Annotated in this window: 20 protein-coding genes, 1 tRNA gene and 1 pseudogene; 13 read left to right on the forward strand and 9 right to left on the reverse strand. The window is 70.2% G+C overall.

Features of this window, described 5'->3' with window-relative positions:
- Window positions 1–45 precede the first annotated feature (45 nt).
- Window positions 46–753 (reverse strand): DUF5324 family protein, encoded by a 708-nt coding sequence (locus tag OG625_RS19415; protein WP_329382434.1) that lies wholly within the window; start codon window positions 751–753, stop codon window positions 46–48.
- A gap of 174 nt (window positions 754–927) precedes the next feature.
- On the opposite strand from OG625_RS19415, the gene OG625_RS19420 reads away from it, so the two are divergent.
- Entirely contained in the window at window positions 928–1,455 is a 528-nt protein-coding gene (locus OG625_RS19420) for a peptidylprolyl isomerase (RefSeq protein ID WP_329390780.1), read from the forward strand.
- A 21-nt stretch (window positions 1,456–1,476) separates the two neighbouring features.
- Window positions 1,477–2,352, forward strand: a complete 876-nt coding sequence (locus OG625_RS19425) for a rhomboid family intramembrane serine protease (protein WP_329382437.1) — start codon at window positions 1,477–1,479, stop codon at window positions 2,350–2,352.
- A 115-nt stretch (window positions 2,353–2,467) separates the two neighbouring features.
- Here OG625_RS19425 and crgA read toward each other — a convergent pair whose 3' ends face one another.
- Window positions 2,468–2,722, reverse strand: coding sequence for a cell division protein CrgA (gene crgA, locus OG625_RS19430; protein WP_329382439.1), 255 nt, complete (start codon window positions 2,720–2,722; stop codon window positions 2,468–2,470).
- 91 nt (window positions 2,723–2,813) lie between these two features.
- Between crgA and OG625_RS19435 the strand changes: the two genes are divergently transcribed.
- The 6 genes and pseudogenes from OG625_RS19435 to OG625_RS19460 all read left to right on the forward strand — a co-directional run bounded on the left by OG625_RS19435 (window position 2,814) and on the right by OG625_RS19460 (window position 6,828).
- Window positions 2,814–3,602 carry a DUF881 domain-containing protein gene (locus tag OG625_RS19435; RefSeq protein ID WP_329382442.1) on the forward strand — a complete coding sequence of 263 codons (789 nt, stop codon included), beginning with the start codon at window positions 2,814–2,816 and terminating at the stop codon, window positions 3,600–3,602.
- On the forward strand, window positions 3,559–4,326 hold the full coding sequence (locus tag OG625_RS19440) for a class E sortase (RefSeq protein ID WP_329382444.1): 768 nt from the start codon (window positions 3,559–3,561) through the stop codon (window positions 4,324–4,326). The genes OG625_RS19435 and OG625_RS19440 overlap by 44 nt, the downstream gene beginning before the upstream one ends.
- A gap of 64 nt (window positions 4,327–4,390) precedes the next feature.
- Complete coding sequence (locus tag OG625_RS19445) at window positions 4,391–4,591, forward strand: hypothetical protein (protein ID WP_329391308.1); 201 nt, start codon at window positions 4,391–4,393, stop codon at window positions 4,589–4,591.
- Window positions 4,588–5,226, forward strand: coding sequence for an aminodeoxychorismate/anthranilate synthase component II (locus OG625_RS19450; RefSeq protein WP_329382447.1), 639 nt, complete (start codon window positions 4,588–4,590; stop codon window positions 5,224–5,226). Before OG625_RS19445 ends, OG625_RS19450 begins: the two co-directional genes overlap by 4 nt.
- Window positions 5,205–6,071 (forward strand): annotated as a pseudogene (locus OG625_RS19455) (class E sortase); the annotation flags it as partial. The gene OG625_RS19450 and the pseudogene OG625_RS19455, both read left to right, overlap by 22 nt.
- Window positions 6,072–6,093: 22 nt before the next feature.
- Window positions 6,094–6,828 carry a class E sortase gene (locus OG625_RS19460; RefSeq protein ID WP_329382450.1) on the forward strand — a complete coding sequence of 245 codons (735 nt, stop codon included), beginning with the start codon at window positions 6,094–6,096 and terminating at the stop codon, window positions 6,826–6,828.
- A gap of 97 nt (window positions 6,829–6,925) precedes the next feature.
- On the opposite strand, the gene OG625_RS19465 is transcribed toward OG625_RS19460, so the two are convergent.
- The 7 genes from OG625_RS19465 to OG625_RS19495 form a co-directional block, all read right to left on the reverse strand.
- Window positions 6,926–7,966: a restriction endonuclease gene (locus OG625_RS19465; protein ID WP_329382453.1), complete on the reverse strand. Its 1,041-nt coding sequence runs from the start codon at window positions 7,964–7,966 to the stop codon at window positions 6,926–6,928.
- A 145-nt stretch (window positions 7,967–8,111) separates the two neighbouring features.
- Entirely contained in the window at window positions 8,112–10,127 is a 2,016-nt protein-coding gene (gene pknB, locus OG625_RS19470) for a Stk1 family PASTA domain-containing Ser/Thr kinase (protein WP_329382456.1), read from the reverse strand.
- A gap of 226 nt (window positions 10,128–10,353) precedes the next feature.
- Complete coding sequence (locus OG625_RS19475) at window positions 10,354–11,820, reverse strand: peptidoglycan D,D-transpeptidase FtsI family protein (protein WP_329382459.1); 1,467 nt, start codon at window positions 11,818–11,820, stop codon at window positions 10,354–10,356.
- Window positions 11,817–13,253: an FtsW/RodA/SpoVE family cell cycle protein gene (locus OG625_RS19480; RefSeq protein ID WP_329382462.1), complete on the reverse strand. Its 1,437-nt coding sequence runs from the start codon at window positions 13,251–13,253 to the stop codon at window positions 11,817–11,819. The genes OG625_RS19475 and OG625_RS19480 overlap by 4 nt, the downstream gene beginning before the upstream one ends.
- Before the next feature lie 31 nt (window positions 13,254–13,284).
- Complete coding sequence (locus tag OG625_RS19485) at window positions 13,285–14,748, reverse strand: PP2C family protein-serine/threonine phosphatase (RefSeq protein WP_329382465.1); 1,464 nt, start codon at window positions 14,746–14,748, stop codon at window positions 13,285–13,287.
- Between the two features lie 138 nt (window positions 14,749–14,886).
- A complete protein-coding gene (locus tag OG625_RS19490; RefSeq protein ID WP_329382467.1) occupies window positions 14,887–15,384 on the reverse strand; it encodes an FHA domain-containing protein FhaB/FipA in 498 nt (165 codons plus the stop codon).
- A 10-nt stretch (window positions 15,385–15,394) separates the two neighbouring features.
- The gene (locus OG625_RS19495) at window positions 15,395–16,207 is read right to left on the reverse strand and encodes a DUF3662 and FHA domain-containing protein (protein ID WP_329382470.1); all 813 of its coding nucleotides are present in this window, start codon (window positions 16,205–16,207) and stop codon (window positions 15,395–15,397) included.
- Window positions 16,208–16,500: 293 nt separating this feature from the next.
- On the opposite strand from OG625_RS19495, the gene OG625_RS19500 reads away from it, so the two are divergent.
- The 5 genes from OG625_RS19500 to OG625_RS19520 all read left to right on the forward strand — a co-directional run bounded on the left by OG625_RS19500 (window position 16,501) and on the right by OG625_RS19520 (window position 21,768).
- Window positions 16,501–16,583 (forward strand) — tRNA-Leu (locus tag OG625_RS19500).
- Between the two features lie 243 nt (window positions 16,584–16,826).
- The gene (locus OG625_RS19505; RefSeq protein ID WP_329390782.1) at window positions 16,827–18,539 is read left to right on the forward strand and encodes a sensor histidine kinase; all 1,713 of its coding nucleotides are present in this window, start codon (window positions 16,827–16,829) and stop codon (window positions 18,537–18,539) included.
- Window positions 18,540–18,547: 8 nt separating this feature from the next.
- Complete coding sequence (locus OG625_RS19510; RefSeq protein WP_329382474.1) at window positions 18,548–19,207, forward strand: response regulator transcription factor; 660 nt, start codon at window positions 18,548–18,550, stop codon at window positions 19,205–19,207.
- Window positions 19,208–19,265: 58 nt separating this feature from the next.
- Entirely contained in the window at window positions 19,266–20,663 is a 1,398-nt protein-coding gene (locus OG625_RS19515) for a DUF2252 domain-containing protein (protein ID WP_329382477.1), read from the forward strand.
- A gap of 292 nt (window positions 20,664–20,955) precedes the next feature.
- Window positions 20,956–21,768, forward strand: coding sequence for a J domain-containing protein (locus OG625_RS19520; protein WP_329382480.1), 813 nt, complete (start codon window positions 20,956–20,958; stop codon window positions 21,766–21,768).
- The last annotated feature ends 149 nt before the right edge of the window (window positions 21,769–21,917 follow it).

Here is a 21,917-nt window from a genome sequence, read left to right on the forward strand (position 1 = left end):
GCCCGGATCCATCAGGATCCGGGCCCCTTCCACATCAATCGCTCCTCAGAACTTCTTGTCCGGCGAACTCGATTCCGGCCCCGACTCGCGCTCCTTCTCCGCGAGCTCGTCGTCGAAGCTCGCCGGCTCCGCGTCGCTCGCCGACAGCTCCGTCGCCGCCGGCGGCTCGACCAGCCAGTCCGGGTTCGCCTGCTGGTCCCACCACCGCCACGCCGCGAAGGCGCAACCCGCCACCACACCGGCCAGCGCGAGCCCCTTCAGCCACCGGCCCGTACGCGCATGCCGCTCATGGCGCCGCACCAGCTTCTGCACCTCCTTGGCCGACACCTGGCCGCGCAGCGCCGCCAGGGCCGCCGTCGAGGCCGCCGTCGACCTCGCAGCGGCCTCCTCGGCCACCGGCGTGGCCGCCGCGATCGCGCTCTCGATGCGCGGCTGCGTGTACTCGGTGGCGTAGCGCGCCGCCATTCGCGTCTGCTCCACCGCCTTCGTGGCCGCCCGGTCCACATTCGGCGGCACATGTGCGCGCGCCGCTCGGATCCGGGGATGCACATGGCATTCGTACGTCGAACGGGCCTGCCGCGCGGCCCCGTGGGCCGCGTGCGCCACCTTCGGCACCAGTACCTCGTTCGCCTCGTGCGCGTACTGCACCGCCGCGTCCTTGGCGGATCCGGCGTACGGTGCCACCACTTCCGCCGCGTGCTTCACGGCTTCCCTGGCGTGCTCGGCGGCCAGGTGCATGTCCTTGCGGGTCACTGGAACCTCCTACTCGGCGGTGGACACAGTTCACCTTTCCACCCTTTCCCGGATCATGCCTGGCATATCGCTGGCCGGCATGCGTGACAGGGCATACGGGTGGAGGATTTCTGTGCCGTACAGCCCTCCGTGCGACCATCTGGACCGACAGTGATGACTATGGAAGGCAGATCCGTGGCCGAGAAGCTCTACGCCACCCTGAAGACCAGCCAAGGCGACATCGAGATCGAGCTGCTGCCGAACTTCGCTCCGAAGACCGTCCGGAACTTCGTGGAACTCGCCACCGGCGCCCGCGAATGGACCCGCCCCACCGACGGCCAGAAGACCACGGACCCGCTCTACGACGGCACCGTCTTCCACCGCGTGATCAGCGGATTCATGATCCAGGGCGGCGACCCGCTCGGGAACGGCACCGGCGGCCCCGGCTACCAGTTCGCCGACGAGTTCCACCCCGACCTGGCCTTCACCAAGCCCTACCTGCTCGCCATGGCCAACGCCGGCCCGGGCACCAACGGCTCGCAGTTCTTCATCACCGTCGCGCCCACCGCCTGGCTCACCCGCAAGCACACCATCTTCGGCGAGGTCACCGACCAGGCCAGCAGGCAGGTCGTGCACGCGATCGCGTCCAGCACCACGAACCCGCGCACCGAGCGGCCCGTGGACGACGTGGTCATCCAGTCCGTCGTCATCGAGAAGCGCTGACCCACGAGCCCGGGGGAACCGATGGACACCGACCGCCTGCCGCGCTGCTACCGCCACCCGGACCGCGACACGGGAATCAGCTGCACCCGCTGCGAGCGTCCCATCTGCCCCGAGTGCATGATCAGCGCCTCGGTCGGCTTCCAGTGCCCCGAATGCGTCCGCGACGGCTCCGGCACCGGGCACCGCCCCACCGCGAACGCGCCGCGCAACCTTGCGGGCGGGGTCGTCGCCGGTGACCCCCAGCTGGTCACCAAGATCCTGATCGCGGTCAACTTCGCGGTGTTCCTCGTGGGGCTGATCGCCCCGGCCGTCGTCATCAACCTGGAGCTGCTCGGCCGCTACCGCGAATTCCCCGGCGGCCCCATCGAGGGCGTGTCCACCGGCCAGTACCACCGGCTGCTGACCTCGGTGTTCTTGCACGTCGAGTGGTGGCACATCGTCGGCAACATGATCGGCCTGTGGTTCATCGGCGGCCCGCTGGAAGCGGCCCTGGGCCGGGCCCGCTACCTCGCCGTCTACCTGCTCTCGGGCCTCGGCGCCAGCGCCCTCGTCTACCTGCTGTCCCCGCCGAACACCCCGACCCTCGGCGCGTCCGGCGCCGTCTTCGGCCTGCTCGGCGCCACCGTCGTCCTGGCGCGCCGGCTGCGCTACGAGATGCGGCCGGTGATCGTCATGGTCGTACTGATGCTGGTGCTGACCTTCGTACCCCTCGGCGGCGCGCTGTCCGTGTCCTGGCAGGCCCATGTCGGCGGCCTGATCACCGGAGCACTGCTGGGCCTGGGCATGCTGTGGCCCACCACCGGCAGGAATCGCACACTGGTCCAGTGGGCAACCTGCGCGGTGGTATTCCTGCTGGCCGTGGCGGTGATCCTGCTCCGGACGGCGGAACTCACCTGATCACACCGGCGTCAACTCTCCACAGAGTTATCCACAGATCTTCTGTCTTTTCCTCAGGTGTGGATGACGCTGTGGATAACTCATGGGGAGAGCTTCCATCGGAGACGGATCGGTGCTACTTCCACTGCGTGGAGACGCCGAATCCCGCTGCGATGAATCCGAATCCGACCACGATGTTCCAATTGCCCAGCGATTCGATGGGCAGACGGGTCTCGGTCACATAGAAAACAACGATCCACGCGAGTCCGATGAGGAAGAGCGCCAGCATGACCGGAGCGACCCAGCTGCGGTTCGTCAGCCGGATGCTCTGTGGCTGCCGGGTCGGCGGCGGCGTGTAGTCGTCCTTCTTGCGGATACGTGACTTCGGCACGAGGGGCTCTCCTGTCGATGGGCTGGGGACCTTGCCTGCCCCGGGCGTCCGTTAGCGTAGTGGACCTGTGGCGTTGAAGGAGAAGGGTACGTTGAGCAATTCCGACGACTCCTCCGCGGGTCCCCGAGGCCGGGCCAGACCGGTCCGGCTGCTGACCGCCGCCGTCTTCGCCCTGGCCGGGCTGCTCTTCGTCACCAGTTTCAACACCTCCAAGGGTACGAACATCCGGACCGACGCCTCGATGCTGAAGCTGTCGGACCTCATCCACGAGCGCAGCCAGGACAACGCCGAGCTGGAGCAGAGCCTCGGAGGCCTGCGCCGCCGGGTGGACACCCTCGCCGACCGCGACGACGGCAGCACCAAGGCCGAGGACGCCCGGCTGGCCGCCCTGCGCGCCGCCTCCGGCACCGAGGAGCTGTCCGGCAAGGGCCTGACGGTCACCCTCAATGACGCCCCGCCGAACGCGACCGCCCGCATCCCCAACGTGCCCGAGCCGCAGCCCAACGACCTGGTGATCCACCAGCAGGACCTCCAGGCCGTCGTGAACGCCCTGTGGCAGGGCGGCGCCGAGGGCATCCAGGTCATGGACCAGCGGCTCATCTCCACCAGCGCGGTGCGCTGCGTGGGCAACACCCTGATCCTCCAGGGCCGGGTCTACTCCCCTCCGTACAAGGTGACGGCGGTCGGCGATCCGGGCGCGTTGCGCAAGGCCATGGCGGCCTCTCCGGCCCTGCAGAACTACCAGCTGTACGTGAACGCGTACGGGCTCGGCTGGAAAGTGGACGAGCACAAGGCGCTGACACTTCCGGGGTACTCCGGCACAGTGGACCTCCACTATGCGAAGCCCGTGGCCCCGGCCTCCGAAACGAATCAGCCCTGACGTCGTACTGCGCGTGGTGGTACGGACGTTCAGCGAGGTGTGCCTGACGGCGGGAACCTTGATCGTGCTGTTCGTGGCGTACGTGCTGCTGTGGACCGGGGTCAAGGCCGATCTGGCCATGGACGGGGAGATGTCGGCCCTGCGCGACCGCTGGGCGGCGGCCCCCGCGGCGGCCCCGGCGCCCGCCCCGCAGACGACGGCCACCCAGGCGCCCGCCCCCGCCGCACCCGCCGCCCCGGAGCCGGCGGGCTACCCGGCGGGCCGGGCCTTCGCCGAGATGTACATCCCCCGCTTCGGCCGCGGCTGGAACAAGCCCGTTTTGGAGGGCACCGACCCCGAGCTTCTGAAGAAGGGGCTCGGCCACTACCCAGGGACCGCCCGCCTCGGCGCCACCGGGAACTTCTCGGTCGCCGGGCACCGTCGCACGTACGGAGACCCCTTCAAGGACTTCCCCGAGCTGCGCCCGGGTGACGAGGTGATCCTCAAGGACGCCTCCGGCTGGTACACGTACACCGTGCGCGGCGGACCCGTGCGCACGCTGCCGACCGAGGTCGGCGTGGTCGACCCGGTGCCGGCGAAATCGCCTTTCGCGACGCCCGGCCGGTATCTGACCCTCACCACCTGCGATCCGGAATGGGGTCACAGCCACCGCCTCGTCGTCTGGGCGGAACTGACCGCCACGCGCACCGTGGGGCAGGGCAGGCCGGAGGGTTTGGCGAGCTGACCCACCCGCCGGGCCGCTGCCTTTAGTCTGTTCGCGTACCGCCCCTGCGGTGCGTTGAACATACGTGGACGAAAAGGAAACGGGCGGCATGTACGGCTGGATCTGGCGCCATCTGCCGGGCAACGCGTGGGTACGCGCGCTGATCTCCCTCGTACTGGTCCTCGCGGTGGTCTTCGTGCTCTTCCAGTACGTCTTCCCGTGGGCCGAGCCCCTCCTGCCGTTCAATGACGTGACCGTGGACGAGGGATCGGGAGTCACTCCGTGAGCGCGCGCATTCTGGTCGTGGACAACTACGACAGCTTTGTCTTCAACCTGGTCCAGTACCTCTACCAGCTCGGTGCCGAGTGCGAGGTGCTGCGCAACGACGAGGTGGAGCTCTCGCACGCGCAGGACGGTTTCGACGGCGTGCTGCTCTCCCCGGGTCCCGGGACCCCGGAGGAGGCGGGCGTCTGCATCGACATGGTCCGCCACTGCGCCGAGACGGGCGTCCCCGTCTTCGGCGTGTGCCTCGGCATGCAGTCGATGGCGGTCGCCTACGGCGGTGTCGTGGGCCGGGCGCCGGAGCTGCTGCACGGCAAGACCTCGCCGGTGGTCCACGAGGGCCAGGGCGTCTTCGCAGGGCTGCCGTCGCCCTTCACCGCGACCCGCTACCACTCGCTCGCCGCCGAGCCGCCGACCCTGCCGGACACCCTGGAGGTCACGGCGCGGACGGAGGACGGGATCATCATGGGCCTGCGCCACCGCGAGCACGACGTCGAGGGCGTGCAGTTCCACCCCGAGTCGGTGCTCACCGAGTGGGGCCACCGCATGCTGGCGAACTGGCTGGTGCGCTGCGGTGACGCGGGTGCGGTGGAGCGCTCGGTGGGGCTCGCCCCGGTGGTGGGCAAGGCCGTCGCGTGACGGCGGTCGCGCCGTCCGCGCCCACGGAGGGCCGGGCCGCGCGACGCAGGGCAGCACAGGAGGCCGCCAAGCGGGCCGCCAGGCAGAGCAGGAGGCGGGGCGGGCGGCGGCGCAGGCGGCCGGCGTCGGGCGGACCGGTGATCGTCCTGAGCCGGCTGGGCGGGGAGCTGTTCATCACGCTGGGCCTGGTGATGCTGCTGTTCGTCGCCTACCAGCTCTGGTACACGAACTTCCTGGCGCAGCGGACGGCGGACGGCGCGGCCGGCTCGCTCCAGCAGACGTGGCAGCGGGAGCCGGGCGGCGACGGCACGGCTACGGGGGCCGCGGGGGCCGCGGCGCCGCCGGTGACGGCCTTCGAGCCGGGGCAGGGTTTCGCGATCCTGTACATCCCGAAGCTGGACGTGAAGGTGCCGGTCGCGGAGGGCATCAGCAAGCCGAAGGTGCTGGACCGGGGGATGGTCGGACACTACGGCGAGGGCGCGCTGAAGACGGCGATGCCGGCGGACGAGCAGGGAAACTTCGCGGTGGCGGGCCACCGCAACACCCACGGCGAACCCTTCCGCTACATCAACAAGCTGGTGCCGGGGGACCCGGTGGTGGTGGAGACCCGGGACGCGTACTACACGTACGAGACGACCTCGACGCTGGCGCAGACCCCGCCCACGAACGTGTCGGTGATCAAACCGGTGCCGGAGGGTTCGGGGTTCACCTCGCCCGGCCGGTACATCACACTGACGACCTGCACGCCCGAGTTCACCAGCACCTACCGGATGATCGTATGGGGCAGGATGACCGAGGAACGCCCCCGCAGCCAGGGCCCGCCGCCCGCGCTGACCAGCTCGTAGCCGCCCTAAGGACGAATCAGCAGTGTCTCGTTCCCGCCGCCGCGCCGCGGCCAAGTCCGCGCCCGCGGGCAGTCGTAGCCTGCTCGCCGGGTTCCTGAGCCTGCTGGGCGAGGTCCTGATCACGGTGGGCCTGGTGCTGGCCCTGTTCGTGGCGTACTCGCTGTGGTGGACGAACGTCCTCGCGGACCGGCAGGCGTCGGCGCGGGGCGACGAGATCCGCGAACAGTGGCAGGCCCCCGCCTCGGCGGCGCCGGCGCAGCCGGGTGCGCTGGACGTCCAGGGCGGGGTCGGCTTCCTGCACGTGCCGGCGATGAGGAACGGCGAGGTGCTGGTCAAGAAGGGCACCGACCCGGAGACCCTCGACGACGGCGTCGCGGGCTACTACACGGAGCCGGTGAAGTCGGCGCTGCCGTGGGACGAGAAGGGGAACTTCACGCTCGCGGCGCACCGGGACGGGCACGGTGCGAAGTTCCACAACATCGACAAGGTGAAGAGCGGCGACGCGATCGTCTTCGAGACGCGGGACACCTGGTACGTGTACAAGGTCTTCGCGGAGCTGCGACAGACGTCGAAGTACAACACGGACGTGATCAACCCGGTCCCGAAGGACTCGGGCAAGACGGCCCCGGGGCGCTACATCACGCTGACCACGTGCACGCCGGTGTACACGTCGAAGTACCGGTACATCGTGTGGGGCGAGCTGGTGCGGACGGAGAAGGTGGACGCGAAGCGGACGGTGCCGGCGGAGTTGCGGTAGGGGTGGTTACGTTGTGTGACTGAGTGCCTTTGAGGCACTCAGTCACGGTGGCTGTGGATAAGTCGGCGTCTGAGAGTGACAACGTGTCACTCTCAAATCAGCGCAGCACCTGGAGCTGGACTCCCGCGCTCCAGGCCTCCAGGAGGCCCCTGTGGACGGCTGTGACGCCTCCCTGGGCGGCGATGGCCAGGGATTCGCGGGTGAAGGCGCACGTGGCCACGTAGAGGGCCACGTCGGCCTTGTGGAGGACCTTGGAGGCGCCGAGGAACTTCTGCATCTCGCCGCTCAGCACGTGCCGGAAGGGCGCGAAGTTCTTGCACTGGACGGCGACCGTGCGTCCGTCGGCGGTGCGGGCGGAGATGTCTACCCCACGGTCGCCACCGTGACCGCCGTACAGCTTGACGTCGGTGCAGCCGTCGCGCCGGAGCAGCTCGGCGACGTGCTCCTCGAACTCCCGCCAGTTCATGGCGTCGATGGTCCCGATGACCCCGGTGAGGGCCTTCACGTCCTGGCCGCGCTGGAGGCGACTGAGCTGGATGTCGTGCTCGATGAGCTTGATCTGGATCTGCTCGACGTCGTTGCGGAGGGAGATCAGCTCGCGGCTCTGCTCGCCGGATGTCTCGATGAGGGCGTTGAACATGGGCACGACGGTCTTGCCCAGTACGTCGGTGATGCGGCTGTCGATGCGCTCATCCAGCTCGCCCCAAGTGACCCTGTGGATAAGGTTATCCACAGGGCGTGTGCGGACTTCGTACTCGGCGTCGAGGAGGTACGTACGCACCTGACGTGCGACTTCGCTGTCACGGAGCAGCATTCCGACGTTCAGCACCGTGCGCCTGGAGTAGACGGCAAGTCCCCGCCCAGGGCTTCTAAGCTGCACGTTGCAGCTTAGAAATTCTTGTAGGTCAGCGCCGCGAAGGACCCTGAGGCCGTTCTCTTCGAGTTCGGCCCGGTGCCGTTGGACGATCGCGTTGATGGCCCGCTCGCCTACTTGGTAATAGGCCGCCACCATCGCCGTCGTCACATGCATTCCGTCTGGCAGCAGTGACAGCGCCTTCACCTTGTCCAGGACGTGCGTCCGCTCCAGCACGCTCGTGCGCAGGGTCCTCGACTCCAGCAGCACCGTCTCGTCGATCATGGCTCTCTGCCCCTCCCTGGCGGAGTCCGGTACCCCACCCCATCCGGGCTAACGAATTCGTACATATGAAGACACATACGGAAAAAGGTCCGGCCCCTCTCCGAAGAGAGGGGCCGGACCTTTTCGAGCGGGCTACGGCGTGCGGCTAGCGGCGGCCGTTCAGGCCTCCGAAGAGGCCGCCGCCGTCCTGCTGGCCGGCCATGGTGACCACGTCGACGTTCGCGCCCGTGTTGATGGGGCTGCCGCCGGGCGGGTTGGTGGCCATCACGATCGCGTTGTCGTCCGTCGGGCCGGTGATGTTGCCCAGCTTCAGGTTGGCGCGGCGGAGCTCGTCCTTGTACTGGCCGAGCGTCCGGTTGGCCGGCAGCGGGACCGTGGTCTGCTGGGTGGCCTTGGCGATGGTCACGTTCACCGTCTTGTTGACCTCCAGCTGCTCACCCGCCGCGAACTGCTGCTGGATGATCGTCTTCGGTGCGGCCCCGGGGGACTCCATCTCCGTCGTGCTGCCGAGCTTCAGCTTCGCGGCGGTGAGGAGCGCGATCGCCTCCTCCTTGGTCTTGCCCATGAGGTCGGGGACCGTGGCCTTGGAGAGTTCCTTGGAGACGGTCAGCGTGACTACGGAGTTCTTCTCCGCCTCGCCGCCAGCCTTCGGGTTTTGCGAGAGGACGATCCCTGCGGGGCGGGAGGACTCCTCGGGCTTGCGGTCGACCTGGAAGCCCTTCTCCTTCAGCGCCGCCTCGGCCTGCTCGTAGGTCAGGTCGGTCACGCTGGGGATGGCCACCTTCGGCGCGCCCGTGGAGACCGTCACCGTGACCGTCGAGTTCTTGTCGACCTTGGTTTCCGGCGCCTTGTCCTGCTTGCAGACGTTGCCCCTGGGCTGGTCGTCGCAGGGTGCGTCGGCGCCCTTGACCACGACGATGCCGACGTTCTCGCCGCTCTTCTGGGCCTGCTCGAAGGTCTGGCCGATGAGCTTGGGCACGGCCGGGCGGTTGTCGGCGCCGTCGCCCAGGAGGGAGCGGCCGATGAGGATCGCGCCGATGAGGACGAGGAGGCCGGCCGCGACGAGGAGGATCGTGGAGGCCTTGCTCTTCTTCTGGCTCTGGCGGCGGTGCGGGCCCTGGTCGTAGCCGCCGTGGTTCGGGTCGCCGCCGTAGCCGTAGCCGCCGTCGTTCCCGTTCATCGGCGGGAGCATGGAGGTCTGGCCGGGGTCGGCGGTGCGCAGGGCAGTGGTGGGCTGGTCGTAGCCCTGCTGCCCGTAGCCGTGGTTCGGGTCGGGGTAGCCGTAGCCGGCTCCGCCCATGGTGGCGGTGGCGGCGACGGGCTGGCCGTCGAGGCAGGCCTCGATGTCGGCGCGCATCTCGTCGGCGGACTGGTAGCGGTAGTCGGGGTCCTTGACCAGTGCCTTGAGGACGATGGCGTCCATTTCGGGCGTGATCTCGGAGTCGAAGTTCGACGGCGGCTGCGGTTCTTCCCGTACGTGCTGGTAGGCGACGGCCACGGGGGAGTCGCCGACGAACGGGGGCCGGACGCTGAGGAGTTCGTAGAGCAGGCAGCCCGCGGAGTAGAGGTCGGAGCGTGCGTCGACCTGTTCGCCCTTGGCCTGCTCGGGGGAGAGGTACTGGGCGGTGCCGATGACGGCGGCGGTCTGCGTCATGGTCATGCCGGAGTCGCCCATGGCGCGGGCGATGCCGAAGTCCATGACCTTGACCTGGCCGGTGCGGGTCAGCATCACGTTGGCGGGCTTGATGTCGCGGTGGACGATGCCGGCGCGGTGCGAGTACTCGAGGGCCTGGAGGATGCCGATGCACATTTCCAGGGTGCGCTCGGGCAGCAGTTTGCGGCCGGAGTGCAGGAGTTCGCGCAGGGTGGATCCGTCGACGTACTCCATCACGATGTACGGGATGGAGATGTTGTCGACGTAGTCCTCGCCGGTGTCGTAGACGGCGACGATCGCCGGGTGGTTCAGCGACGCGGCCGATTGGGCCTCGCGCCGGAACCGGGCCTGGAAGGACGGGTCGCGGGCGAGATCGGCGCGCAGGGTCTTGACGGCGACGGTACGGCCGAGCCGGGTGTCGTGGGCGAGGTAGACCTCGGCCATGCCACCGCGGCCGAGCACGTGGCTCAGCTCGTACCGGCCGCCGAGGCGACGCGGCTCTTCCATAACGTTGCAGCCCTCTCCGTCAGTCCCGACCGCACCTGTGTGTGGTCCGGCGGTGTGCTGTTCGCGCAAAGGCTACCGGCCGATCGTCTGTGATCGGTTCGTGGCCACAGGCTGATACTGGACCGGTACCGTACGCGCGGATCCGGGCGGGATCAGTGATGTGGATCACTCCGCCGCGGTCCGTCATCTGCGGGTCACTCTCGGCTCATCCCGGCTCGTCCCCGGATCAGCCCTGGCTCTTGAGTACGGCGTCCATGACCGCCTTGGCGACGGGGGCGGCGAGGCCGCCGCCGCTGATGTCCTCGCGGTCGGCGCCGCTGTCCTCGATGACGACGGCGACGGCGACGGGGGAGGTGCCGTCGGGGTTCTCGGCGTAGGAGATGAACCAGGCGTAGGGCTTCTTGGCGTTCTTCTCGCCGTGCTGGGCGGTGCCGGTCTTGCCGCCGACGACGGTGTCCTTGATCTTGGCCGGCTTGCCGGTGCCGTTCTCGACGACGTTGACCATCATCTGCTGGACCTTCTGCGCGTTGGCGGCGGAGAGGGGCCGGCTCATCTCGGTCGGTTCGTGCTTCTCGATGACGTCGAGGTTGGGCGCGGTGAGGTTGGCGACCATGTACGGCTTCATCAGCTTGCCGTCGTTGGCGATCGCGGCGGTGACCATGGCCATCTGGAGCGGGGTGGCGGCGGTGTTGAACTGGCCGATGGCGCTCTGGGCGTTGCCGTCCTTGCCCATGGTCTTGTCGTAGACGCTGGCGAAGGCACGGACCGGGGTGTCGATCTTGTCGTTGTTGAAGCCGAACTTCTGCGCGGTCTCCACCATCTTGTCGCGCCCCACCTTGTCGCCCATGTTGGCGAAGACGGAGTTGCAGGAGACCTCGAGGGCCTTGTTGAGGGTGAACTTCTCGCAGTTCATGTTGTGCGAGTTGGGCAGCTGGGTCTTGGTGCCCGGCAGGATGTACGGCTCGGGGGTGTCGGTCGGGGCGTTGATGTCCTGGACGACGCCGTGTTCGAGGGCGGCGGCGGCGGTGACGACCTTGAAGGTGGAGCCGGGCGGGTAGGTCTCGCGCAGGGCGCGGTTGACGAGGTTCTTGTCCTCGCTGTCCTTCAGCTCGTTCCAGGCCTTCCCGTCGGCAATGGAGTTGCCGGCGAAGCGGGAGGGGTCGTACGAGGGGGTGGAGACGAGGGCGAGGATGGCGCCGGTGCGCGGGTCGATGGCGGCGACCGCGCCCTTCTTGCTGCCGAGCTTTTCGAAGGCGGCCTTCTGGGCGGCGGGGTTGAGCGTGGTGACGACGTTGCCGCCCTGCTTCTTCTCGCCGGTGAACATGCCGATGGTGCGGTCGAAGAACAGCCGGTCGTCGTTGCCGGTGAGGATGCCGTCCTCGAGGGATTCGAGCTGCGTGGAGCCGAAGGCCTGGGAGGCGTATCCGGTGACGGGGGCCCAGAGGGGGCCGTCCACGTAGGTCCGCTTGAACTTGTAGTCGCTGCCGTCGGTGACCGCGGAGCCGGTGATCGGTTCGCCGGCGACGATGATGTTGCCGCGTTCGGTGGCGTACTGGGCGATCTGGACCCGGCGGTTCTCCTTGCGCGTGCTGAGTTCCTCGGCCTGCACGTACTGGAGCCAGTTCGTACGGATCAGCAGCGCGAGGACGAGCAGCCCGCAGAAGAGCGAGATGCGGCGCAGGGGCTTGTTCATGACGGGCGGACCACCTGGGTCATCTCGGAGTCGGGGGACGGGGCGGGGGCCGGGGCGGGGCGGCGTGCGGTGTCGCTGATCCGGATGAGGATGGCGATGAGGGCCCAGTTCGCGAGGACGGAGGAGCCGCCGGAGGCGAGGAAGGGCATCGTCATGCCGGTGAGGGGGATGAGGCCCATGACTCCGCCGGCGACGACGAAGATCTGGAGGGCGAAGGCGCCGGAGAGGCCGATGGCGAAGAGCTTGCCGAAGGGGTCTCGGGCGGCGAGGGCGGTGCGTACGCCGCGCTCGATGATCAGGCCGTAGAGCAGGAGGAAGGCCATGACCCCGGTGAGGCCGAGCTCTTCGCCGACGGTGGCGAAGATGAAGTCGGAGTTGGTGGCGAAGCCGATCAGGTCGGAGTTGCCCTGGCCCCAGCCGGTGCCGAGGACGCCGCCCGAGCCGAAGCTCATGATCGACTGGGCGATCTGCTCGCAGGCGCCGGCGTCGGCTTCCATGCGCTGCCAGCAGCCGAAGGGGTCGAGCCAGGCGCTGACGCGGGCTCCGACGTGGCTGGAGAAGGAGGCGACGACGACGGCGCCGCCGACGGACATCAGCAGGCCGATGACGATCCAGCTGGTCCTCTCGGTCGCCACGTACAGCATGATCACGAACATGCCGAAGAACAGCAGCGAGGTGCCGAGGTCGTTCTCGAAGATCAGGATGAGCAGGCTCACCGCCCAGATCGCCACGATCGGGCCGAGGTCGCGGCCGCGCGGCAGGTAGAGGCCCATGAACCGGCGGGAGGCCAGGGCCAGGGCGTCACGCTTCACCATCAGGTAGCCGGCGAAGAACACCGCGAGGACGATCTTCGCGAACTCGCCGGGCTGGATGGAGAATCCGGCGACGCGGATCCAGATCTTGGCGCCGAAGACGTCCGCGCCGAGGCCGGGGACGAGCGGCAGGAGGAGCAGCACCAGGGCGGTGACCATCGAGATGTAGGTGAACCGCTGGAGCACGCGGTGGTCCTTGAAGACCAGGAGGACGCCGGAGAACAGGGCGATGCCGAGCGCCGTGTAGAGCATCTGGTTGGGCGCGGACTCGGAGAACGCGCCGAAGGCCACCTTGGCTCGGGTCTGCAGGCGCTCCGACTGGTCCAGCCGCCAGATCAGCACCAGGCCGAGCCCGTTGAGCAGGATGCCGAGGGGCAGCAGCAGCGGGTCGGCGTACTTGGCGTAGCGGCGTACGACGAGGTGCGCGATCCCGGCGAGGGCGGCGAGGCCGAGGCCGTAGAGCAGCATGCCGGGGGGCAGGCTGCCGTTCATCGCGAGGCCCACGTTGGCGTAGGCGAAGATCGGGATGACCACGGCGAAGCCGAGCAGCATGAGCTCGGTGTTCCGTCGGCTCGGCAGCTCGATGGCGCCGATGGTGGTCGTGTTGGTGACAACGCTCATGGTGTGGCAGGCCCCCTGTGCCCGCGAGTGTCTACTGCTTGACGCACAGGCCGACCACTTGCTGCTCCGCGGGAGTCAGTGTGGCGCCCGGTGTCTGGCCCTGTGCCTCGGCCTTGCGGCGTTCTTCGTCCTTCTGGCAGGCGGAGGCCTGGACGCCGAGTTCGTCGATCTTTTCGCGGGCGGCCGGGAGGCTGCCTTCGCTGATGGTGTCCTCGACGAGCTTGCGCTTGAAGGGCGGCAGGTACTTCAGTTCGATGTCGGGGCGGTCGGTCTCCACTTTGGAGAGCTCCAGCGGGCCGAGCTTCTGGCTGATGCCGCGGAAGAGCGCGACGTGTTCGCCCTTGATGCCGACGTAGTACTGGGTCTGGGTCCAGCGCCAGCCGGCGTACAGGCCGCCGCCGATGACGCCGGCGACGAGCAGCAGGGTCAGGGTGCGGGTGGCCCACTTGCGCCCCTTGCCGCGGTGCTTGCGGGGGTGGTCGTAGGTGTCCTCGTAGCCGCCGTCGGCGTCGTAGGCGTCGGCTTCGCCGAAGCTTCCGTATCCGCCGCCGCCCTGGCCCTGGTCGGGGTAGCCGCCGTAGCCGGGGGCTTCGCCGCTGCCGGGGGGGCCGAAGGCGCCGGCGGGGGGCGGGGCCTGGCGGCCGAGGCCGGAGGCGCGGCCGGCGGGGGTCTGCATGGCGTTGCCGCCGTCGAAGAGCTGGTGCTGGTTCTCGGCGACGGCGCCGACGACGACGGGGGTGTCGCTGACCTGGGCGGCGAGGGTGTCGCCGCTGTCGGTGTCGAGGACGTCGGCGACGATGCAGGTGATGTTGTCGGGGCCGCCGCCGCGCAGGGCGAGCTGGATGAGCGACTGCACGGTGGCGCGGGGGCCGTGGTAGTCGGCGAGGGTCTCTTCCAGGGTCTGGTGGGAGACGACGCCGGAGAGCCCGTCGGAGCAGATCAGGTAGCGGTCGCCGGCGCGGACCTCGCGGATGGAGAGGTCGGGTTCGACGATGTCGCCGCTGCCCAGTGCGCGCATCAGCAGGGAGCGCTGCGGGTGGGTGGTGGCTTCCTCTTCGGTGATGCGGCCCTCGTCGACGAGGCGCTGCACCCAGGTGTGGTCCTGGGTGATCTGCGTGAGGACGCCGTCGCGCAGCAGGTAGGCGCGGGAGTCGCCGACGTGGACGAGGCCGAGGCGCTGGCCGGTCCACAGCAGGGCGGTCAGGGTGGTGCCCATGCCTTCGAGCTGGGGGTCCTCCTCGACCATCAGGCGCAGCTGGTCGTTGGCGCGCTGCACTGCCGTGGCGAGGGAGGTGAGGATGTCGGAGCCCGGGACGTCGTCGTCGAGCTGCACGAGGGTGGAGATCACCTCGGAGCTGGCGACTTCGCCCGCGGCCTGGCCGCCCATGCCGTCGGCGATCGCGAGGAGACGGGGGCCGGCGTAGCCGGAGTCCTCGTTGCCCTCGCGGATCATGCCCTTGTGCGATCCGGCGGCGAACCGCAGGGACAGACTCATGCGCACCTCGCCGGTCGGCTCCGGGTACAACCGGTCTCGAGCCACACTGCCCACCCTCCGGTCGGGAGCGCGCGCGTGTCCGTGTCCTCGGTGGGACGGATCGCCGCGGCGTGCTCGCTCCGCTCGCTCATTCTCGTACTACTTCCGCAGCTCGATGACGGTCTTGCCGATGCGGATCGGGGCGCCCGGCGGAATGGGCGTCGGGGTGGTCAGCCGGGTCCGGTCGAGATATGTGCCGTTGGTGGACCCGAGATCCTCGACGATCCACTGGCCGTCCCTGTCGGGGTAGATCCTGGCATGACGGCTGGACGCGTAGTCGTCGTCCAGCACGATCGTGGAGTCGTGGGCGCGGCCCAGCGTGATCGTCTGGCCGGCGAGGGCCACGGTGGTGCCCGTGAGGGTGCCCTCGGAGACTACGAGTTTGGTGGGCGCACCGCGGCGCTGGCGCTGCTGCGGTGGCGCGGATTGCCGCCCGGCCTGCTGCGGCGCGCTGGTGGCGCCGCCGCGGCGGGAGCCGCGTTGCGTCACTCTCGTTCCGAAGAGGTCGCTGCGGATGACCTGGACGGCCACGATGACGAACAGCCACAGAACGGCCAGGAAACCCAACCGCATGACCGTCAGGGTCAGCTCTGACATTGCCCCCGCTTCACCCTTCGGCTTGCCGGTAAATGATGGTGGTGCTGCCCACGACGATCCGCGAGCCGTCGCGGAGCGTAGCGCGGGTGGTGTGCTGCCCGTCCACCACGATGCCGTTGGTGGACCCGAGATCCTGGATCGTCGAGGGCGTTCCGGTCCGGATCTCACAGTGCCGGCGGGATACGCCGGGGTCGTCGATCCGCACGTCGGCTTCGGTGCTTCGGCCGAGTACGAGCGTGGGGCGCGAGATCTGGTGGCGGGTGCCGTTGATCTCGATCCAGTGGCGCCGTGGGGCGCCTCCGGTGGGTACGGGGGCCGGTCCGCCGGTGGCCGGCCGGCGCGGGGCGCCGGGGGGCGGTCCTGCGGGCATCGGCGGGGCGGCGGCCGGCGGGTAGCCGTAGCCGCCCTGCTGGCCCTGGGGGGCCGCGGGCGGCTGTGCCTGGGAGGTGCTGGAGGCGAGGGTGCGGCTGCGGACCCGGTAGAGGCCGGTGTCGAGGTCGTCGGCCTTCTCCAGGTGGACCTTGATGGGGCCCATGAAGCTGTAGCGCTGCTGCTTGGCGTAGTCGCGGACCAGGCCCGCGAGCTCGTCGCCGAGCTGCCCGGAGTAGGGGCTCAGGCGGTCGTAGTCGCCGGTGCTGAGTTCGACGATGAAGTCGTTGGGGACGACGGTCCGCTCGCGGTTCCAGATGGTGGCGTTGTTGTCGCACTCCCGCTGGAGGGCGCCGGCGATCTCCACCGGCTGGACCTCGGACTTGAAGACCTTGGCGAAGGTGCCGTTCACCAGACCTTCGAGTCGCTGCTCGAACCGCTTCAGGACTCCCATGGGGCACCTCCTCCGTCGTTGTCGCCCTGTACTGCTTACTGATCGTATCCACGCGTGGCGGATTCGGCTGGTTCCCCTTGGGTCCCGTGAGGACGAGTGTTGGTCCTCACAGGGGATCGTAGGGGCGGCCCGAGGACAGTGTCCCGCACCGGGAGCGGAGTGCGGGAGGGGCAGTCCACGACGGGCTGTGGGGGTGGGGGAAAAGCGATGTGAATCCACCCCGTCCTCCGTGCTAATGTTTCGACGTCGCCAGGGGAAAGGCCCGAAAGGGAAGATCCACTGGGGTGCTGCTCGGGCGAGTGGCGGAACGGCAGACGCGCTGGCTTCAGGTGCCAGTGTCCTTCGGGACGTGGGGGTTCAAATCCCCCCTCGCCCACATCGACGAAACGGTCGTCATCGCGAAAGCGGTGGCGGCCGTTTCGCTTTGTCGTCTTGTTCGTCTTGTTCGTCTTGTCGTCTTCATGGTGTGTCCCCGGTCCGGTGGGAGCGGCGGCAGGTGTGACGTGGATCCCAGAGCTCGGTTCCGGTCCGGGGGCGTTCGACTTTCGTCGAGCGGGGCGCGACGAAAGAGGGCAGCCGGGCGGGGGTGCGGGTGTCTAGGGTCGGGGCCGTGGATGTGATGGCGAACGCGCGGGCGGGCTGGGACTGGTTGAAGGGGCCCGAGCCCTGGACGCGGCGGATGCTGGCGGGGGACGCGGCCATTGCCGCCGTGACGGGTGTGCTCGGCCTGGGGATCGAGGAGCTCGACAGGGGGTCCGGGCTGCGGATGGCGGCGGCCGTGGTGGTCGTGGTGGTGCTGACGCTGCTGCGCCGGCGGTTGCCGGGGACCACGCTCGTGGTGGGCTCGGCGCTGGGGGCCCTGTTGCCCGGGGCGTTCCTGATCACGGTGGTGCTGGGCTGGTCGGCCGGGCGCCGGATCGTCGGGGTGAGCCGTGCGCTGATCGCGTTCACGCTGGCGTTCGTCATGGCGGTGGGCCTGAGCGTGTGGGACCAGTGGTCGCAGATGCGGCCGTTGCTGGTGCTCGTGTTCTCCACGCTGATGTTCCTGGTGATCACGCTGATGCCGGGGTTGGCGAGCCGGTACTGGTCCCAGCGCCGGACCTTGCTGCGCGCGCTGCAGGAGCGCAACGGGCAACTGCTGCGCGAGCGCGCCATGGTCGCCGGGCAGGCGCGGCTGCGGGAGCGGCAGCGGATCGCGCAGGACATGCACGACAGCCTGGGTCACCAGCTGGCGCTGATCTCCGTGCACACGGGTGCGCTGGAGGTGGATCCGAAGCTGACCGACCGCCAGCGCGAGGCGGTGGGGGTGCTGCGGCAGGCCTCGGTGGCGGCGATGCACGAGCTGCGCGAGGTCGTCGGGATCCTGCGGGACGGGGTGGAGGCGCCGCTTCCCGTGGAGGAGGCGGCCCAGCCGGCGGCGCGCGGGGTGGCCGGGATCGCGGGGGTCGTGGAGGCGGCCCGGGGCGCGGGTACCGACGTGACGCTGACCAGGTCGGGGCAGCCGAGGCCACTGGTCGCGGCCTGCGACCACGCGGCGTACCGGATCGTGCAGGAGGCGCTGACCAACGCGTACAAGCACGCTCCGGGTGCGCCGATCACGGTGGATTTGCGGTACGAGGACGATTCGCTGGTGGTGGAGATCGCCAACGGGCCGGCGGCCGGGCCGGGGGCCGGTGAGGTGGTGTCGGGCGGCCAGGGGCTGACGGGGCTGCGCGAACGGGCGCGGCTGGTCGGCGGGATGGTGCACGCGGGTGCGACCGAGGGCGGCGGGTTCCGGGTGGCCGGGGTGCTGCCTTACGGGGCGGAGCCGGCCGGTGTCGTGGAGGTGGCCGACGACTTCGGGCAGCAGGCTCAGGCGCGGGGGCTGTGGGGCGGGAAGGGCCCGAGGGGTTCGAAGGGGCCCGGGAGCGTGCCGCCGATGGACTGGGACGCGGTGGACCGGGAGTTGGCCGTGCGGGTGCGCAGTCGCTCCGGGGGTGTGGCCATGGGCTGTGGGATCGCCGTCGCGGCGCTGGTGCTGCTGGTGATCGTGGTGGGCGTCGGGGTGGCGTTCGTGGTGGGGTCGGTGAACGACTCGATGATCGACCGGGCCGAGTTCGACGCGGTGCTGGTGGGTGAGTCCGAGCAGGCCGTGCGGGGCCGGCTGCCCGAGGGGGGCAACCTGATCACGCAGGGGATGGACCGGAAGGGGCCGCTGCGGCCGGAGGGTGCGAGCTGTCTGGTGCTGCTGTCGGCGGAGCCGCAGGAGGAGTTGACCACCGACACCGTTTTCCGGTTCTGCTTCAAGGACGGCAAGCTCGTGGACAAGCAGGTCTACGAGGTCAAGCAGTAGGAGCGCGGGTGACAGCCGAAGTGATCAGAGTGGTGATCGCCGACGACGAGCCGCTGATCCGGGCCGGGATCAGGATGATCCTGACCTCGGCTCCGGACATCGAGGTCGTCGCGGAGGCGGCGAACGGCCGGGAGGCGGTGGAGCTGGCCCGTTCGCACGCGCCGGACGTGGTGCTGCTGGACATCCAGATGCCGGTGATGGACGGGCTGACGGCGCTGGGGGAGTTGGGGCGGGCCGTGCCGCAGGTGCGTGCGCTGATCCTGACCACCTTCGGGGAGAAGGAGAACGTGCTGCGGGCGCTGGGCCAGGGCGGCGCGGGGTTCCTGCTGAAGGACTCGGCGCCGGGCGAGCTGATCGGCGCGGTGCGGGCGGCCGCGGCGGGGGACGCGTACCTTTCGCCGGCGGCGACCCGGCACGTGGTGGACCAGCTTGCGTCCGGGAAGGCGGCCGTGCGCGGCGAGGAGGCCCGGCGTCAGGTGGCGGAGCTGAGCGAACGGGAGCGCGGGGTGCTGGCGCTGCTGGGGGAGGGCCTGTCGAACGCGGACGCGGGCCGGCGGCTGCACATGAGCGAGGCGACCGTGAAGACGTACGTGAGCCGGATCCTGGCGAAGCTGGGCTGCGAGAACCGGGTGCAGGCGGCACTGCTGGCCAGGGATGCCGGGCTGTAGATACGGTCAGCCCCTCTGAAGGCGATCAATGTACGGGTGACGGGTGGGGGCGGCGCGGATGGCGGCGGTTGCGGGGCAGCGGATACCGGTGGTGGCGGGCTTCGCACCGAGGGTGGCGGCGGGCTCGCCCAAGGGTGAGGGCCGGGCGCTGCGCGGCCGGGTGCCGCGGGCGGCGCACGCCGCCTTCGTGGCGCCGGCCGGGCGGCCGGACGCCGTGCGGGCGGTGGAGGAGTCCAACGCGGGTCGGGTCGCGGAGCTGGCACCGATACGGGTGGGCCGGATGGCCGCGACCCCCTTCGCGTTCCTGCGGGGGGCGGCGGGGCTGATGGCGCACGACCTGTCCGGCGGTGCGGTGACCGGTATCGGCGCGCAGCTGTGCGGGGACGCGCACGCGGCGAACTTCGGGCTGTACGGGGACGTGCGCGGGCGGCTCGTCATCGACCTGAACGACTTCGACGAGACGGTGTTCGGTCCGTGGGAGTGGGACGTGAAGCGGCTGGCGACCTCGCTGGTGCTGGCCGGTCGGGTGGCCGGTGCGGACGAGGACACCTGCCGGGCGGCCGCGCTGGACGCGGTGGGCGCGTACCGGCGGACGATGCGGCTGCTGGCCAGGCTGCCGGCGATGGACGCGTGGAACGCCATCGCGGACGAGGAGCTGGTCTCGCACACCGATGCCCGTGATCTGCTGGGCACGCTGGAGCGGGTCTCGCAGAAGGCCCGGAACAACACCTCGGCCCGGTTCGCGGCGAGGTCGACCGTGGCCGCGCCGGACGGCGGGCGCCGGTTCGTCGACGCGCTGCCGGTGTTGCGGCGGGTCGGGGACGGGGAGGCGGCGGCCGTGGCGGCCTCGCTGGGCCCGTACCTGCAGACCCTCCAGGGGGACCGGGTGCCGCTGCTGGCCCGGTACGCGATCCACGACGTGGCCTTCCGGGTGGTGGGGACCGGGAGCGTGGGTACCCGCTCGTACGTGGTGCTGCTGCTGGACCACCGGGGCGAGCCGCTGGTGCTCCAGGTGAAGGAGGCGCGGCCCTCGGTGCTGCTGCCGCACCTGCCGGCCGGCTTCGAGACGGCGCCGGTGGAGCACGAGGGGCGTCGGGTGGTGGCCGGGCAGAAGCGGATGCAGGTGGTGTCGGACATCATGCTGGGCTGGACCACGGTGGACGGCCGGCCGTTCCAGGTGCGGCAGTTCCGCAACCGCAAGGGGAGCGTGGATCCGGCGGCGCTGGCCGTCGACCAGATCGACGACTACGGCCGGATGACCGGGGCCCTGCTGGCCCGGGCGCACGCGCACAGCGCCGATCCGCGGCTGCTGGCCGGGTACTGCGGCAAGAGCGACGAGCTGGACGTGGCGATGGCCGCCTTCGCGGTGGCCTACGCGGACCGTACGGAGGCCGACCACGCGGATCTGGTGGCGGCGGTGCGGTGCGGGCGGATCGCGGCGGAGATGGGCGTCTGACGGGTCGCCTCGCGGCTCGAGCCTCGCGGCGGGCCGGGCGGTCGGGCCGGGCGGTCGGGCTGCGTGGGGTGGGTCGGCTGTGCGGGCGGCCTGTGTGGGCGACCTGTGCGGGTCTGTGCCGTCGTGGTGCGTGGCGGGTTCCGGTCTCCGGTGGCCGCCTTGCCGCGCGCCTCGCGGCGGGCCGGGTGGTTTGCGGCGGCTGGGTGGGGTTGGGCGGTGTTTCACTGGGGGCACCTCCCAGCGGTAGCTGGGGAGAAACATTGCCCGCGGCGGTGGGCCGTAGGCTGGCCCGGTGAGCGAGCAGCAGACTGACGAGACCGCCGACGAGCGGCCCGAGGCGCGGCTGGAGCGTGCCGTTCGGGCCGCCGAGCAGGCGCTGATCGAGTTCGAGATCGCGGTGGAGACCTTCCGGGTGGAGGTGGAGAACTTCTCCCGCCTGCACCACCAGAAGCTCGGCCCGATGTACACGCGGCTCGACGAGCTGGACGCGCTGATCGCCGAGGCGAAGGCGGCCCGTACCGGGGATCCCGAGGATCTGCGGCGGGCGCGGGACGCGCGTTCGCTGGTCATGCCGATGCCCGGGGTGGACGAGCTGTTCCACGACTGGATGGGTTCGGACGGGATCTCCGACGACGCGGGCGCGATGCTCACCGACCAGGCGGTGCGGCCGCCGGAGCGGGTGCGGCCGTCGGAGGAGGTGCGACGGCTCTACCGCGAGCTGGTCCGCCAGGCGCATCCGGACCTCGCGCAGGACGAGGCCGAGCGGGAGCGGCGTGACGCGTTCATCGTGCGGGTCAACGCGGCGTACGGGCGGGGCGAGGAGAAGCTGCTGCGCGAGCTGGCCGAGGAGTGGGCGGCCGGGCCCGCGGTGGCGCCGGCGGCGCCCAGCGAGAGCGAGGAGCTGTACGCGCGGCTGGAGTGGCTCTCGCAGCGCAAGGAGCTGCTGGCGGTCGTGGCCAGGGAGCTGGAAGAGAGTGCGATCGGGTCCATGCTGAGGATGGCCCCGGACGACCCGGACCGGCTGCTGGAGGAGATCGCGGAGCAGCTGCTCGCGCAGGTCTCCGAGCGGGAAGCGGAACTGGCCGTGGCGCTCGCCGCCGAGTGAGGGTGGGCCGGGCCGGTGGCCGGGTGCGGCGCCGTTGCGCGGTGCGGCCCGGGCTACGCCCGGCTTTCGGGGCTCCGCCCCGGACCCCACGACTCAAACGCCGGCGGGGCTGGATTTTGGCGGGGCTGGATTCTGGCCGGGTGGGCGAT

Origin of the sequence: Streptomyces sp. NBC_01351 (assembly GCF_036237315.1) — a bacterium.
Taxonomy (GTDB): Bacteria; Actinomycetota; Actinomycetes; order Streptomycetales; family Streptomycetaceae; genus Streptomyces.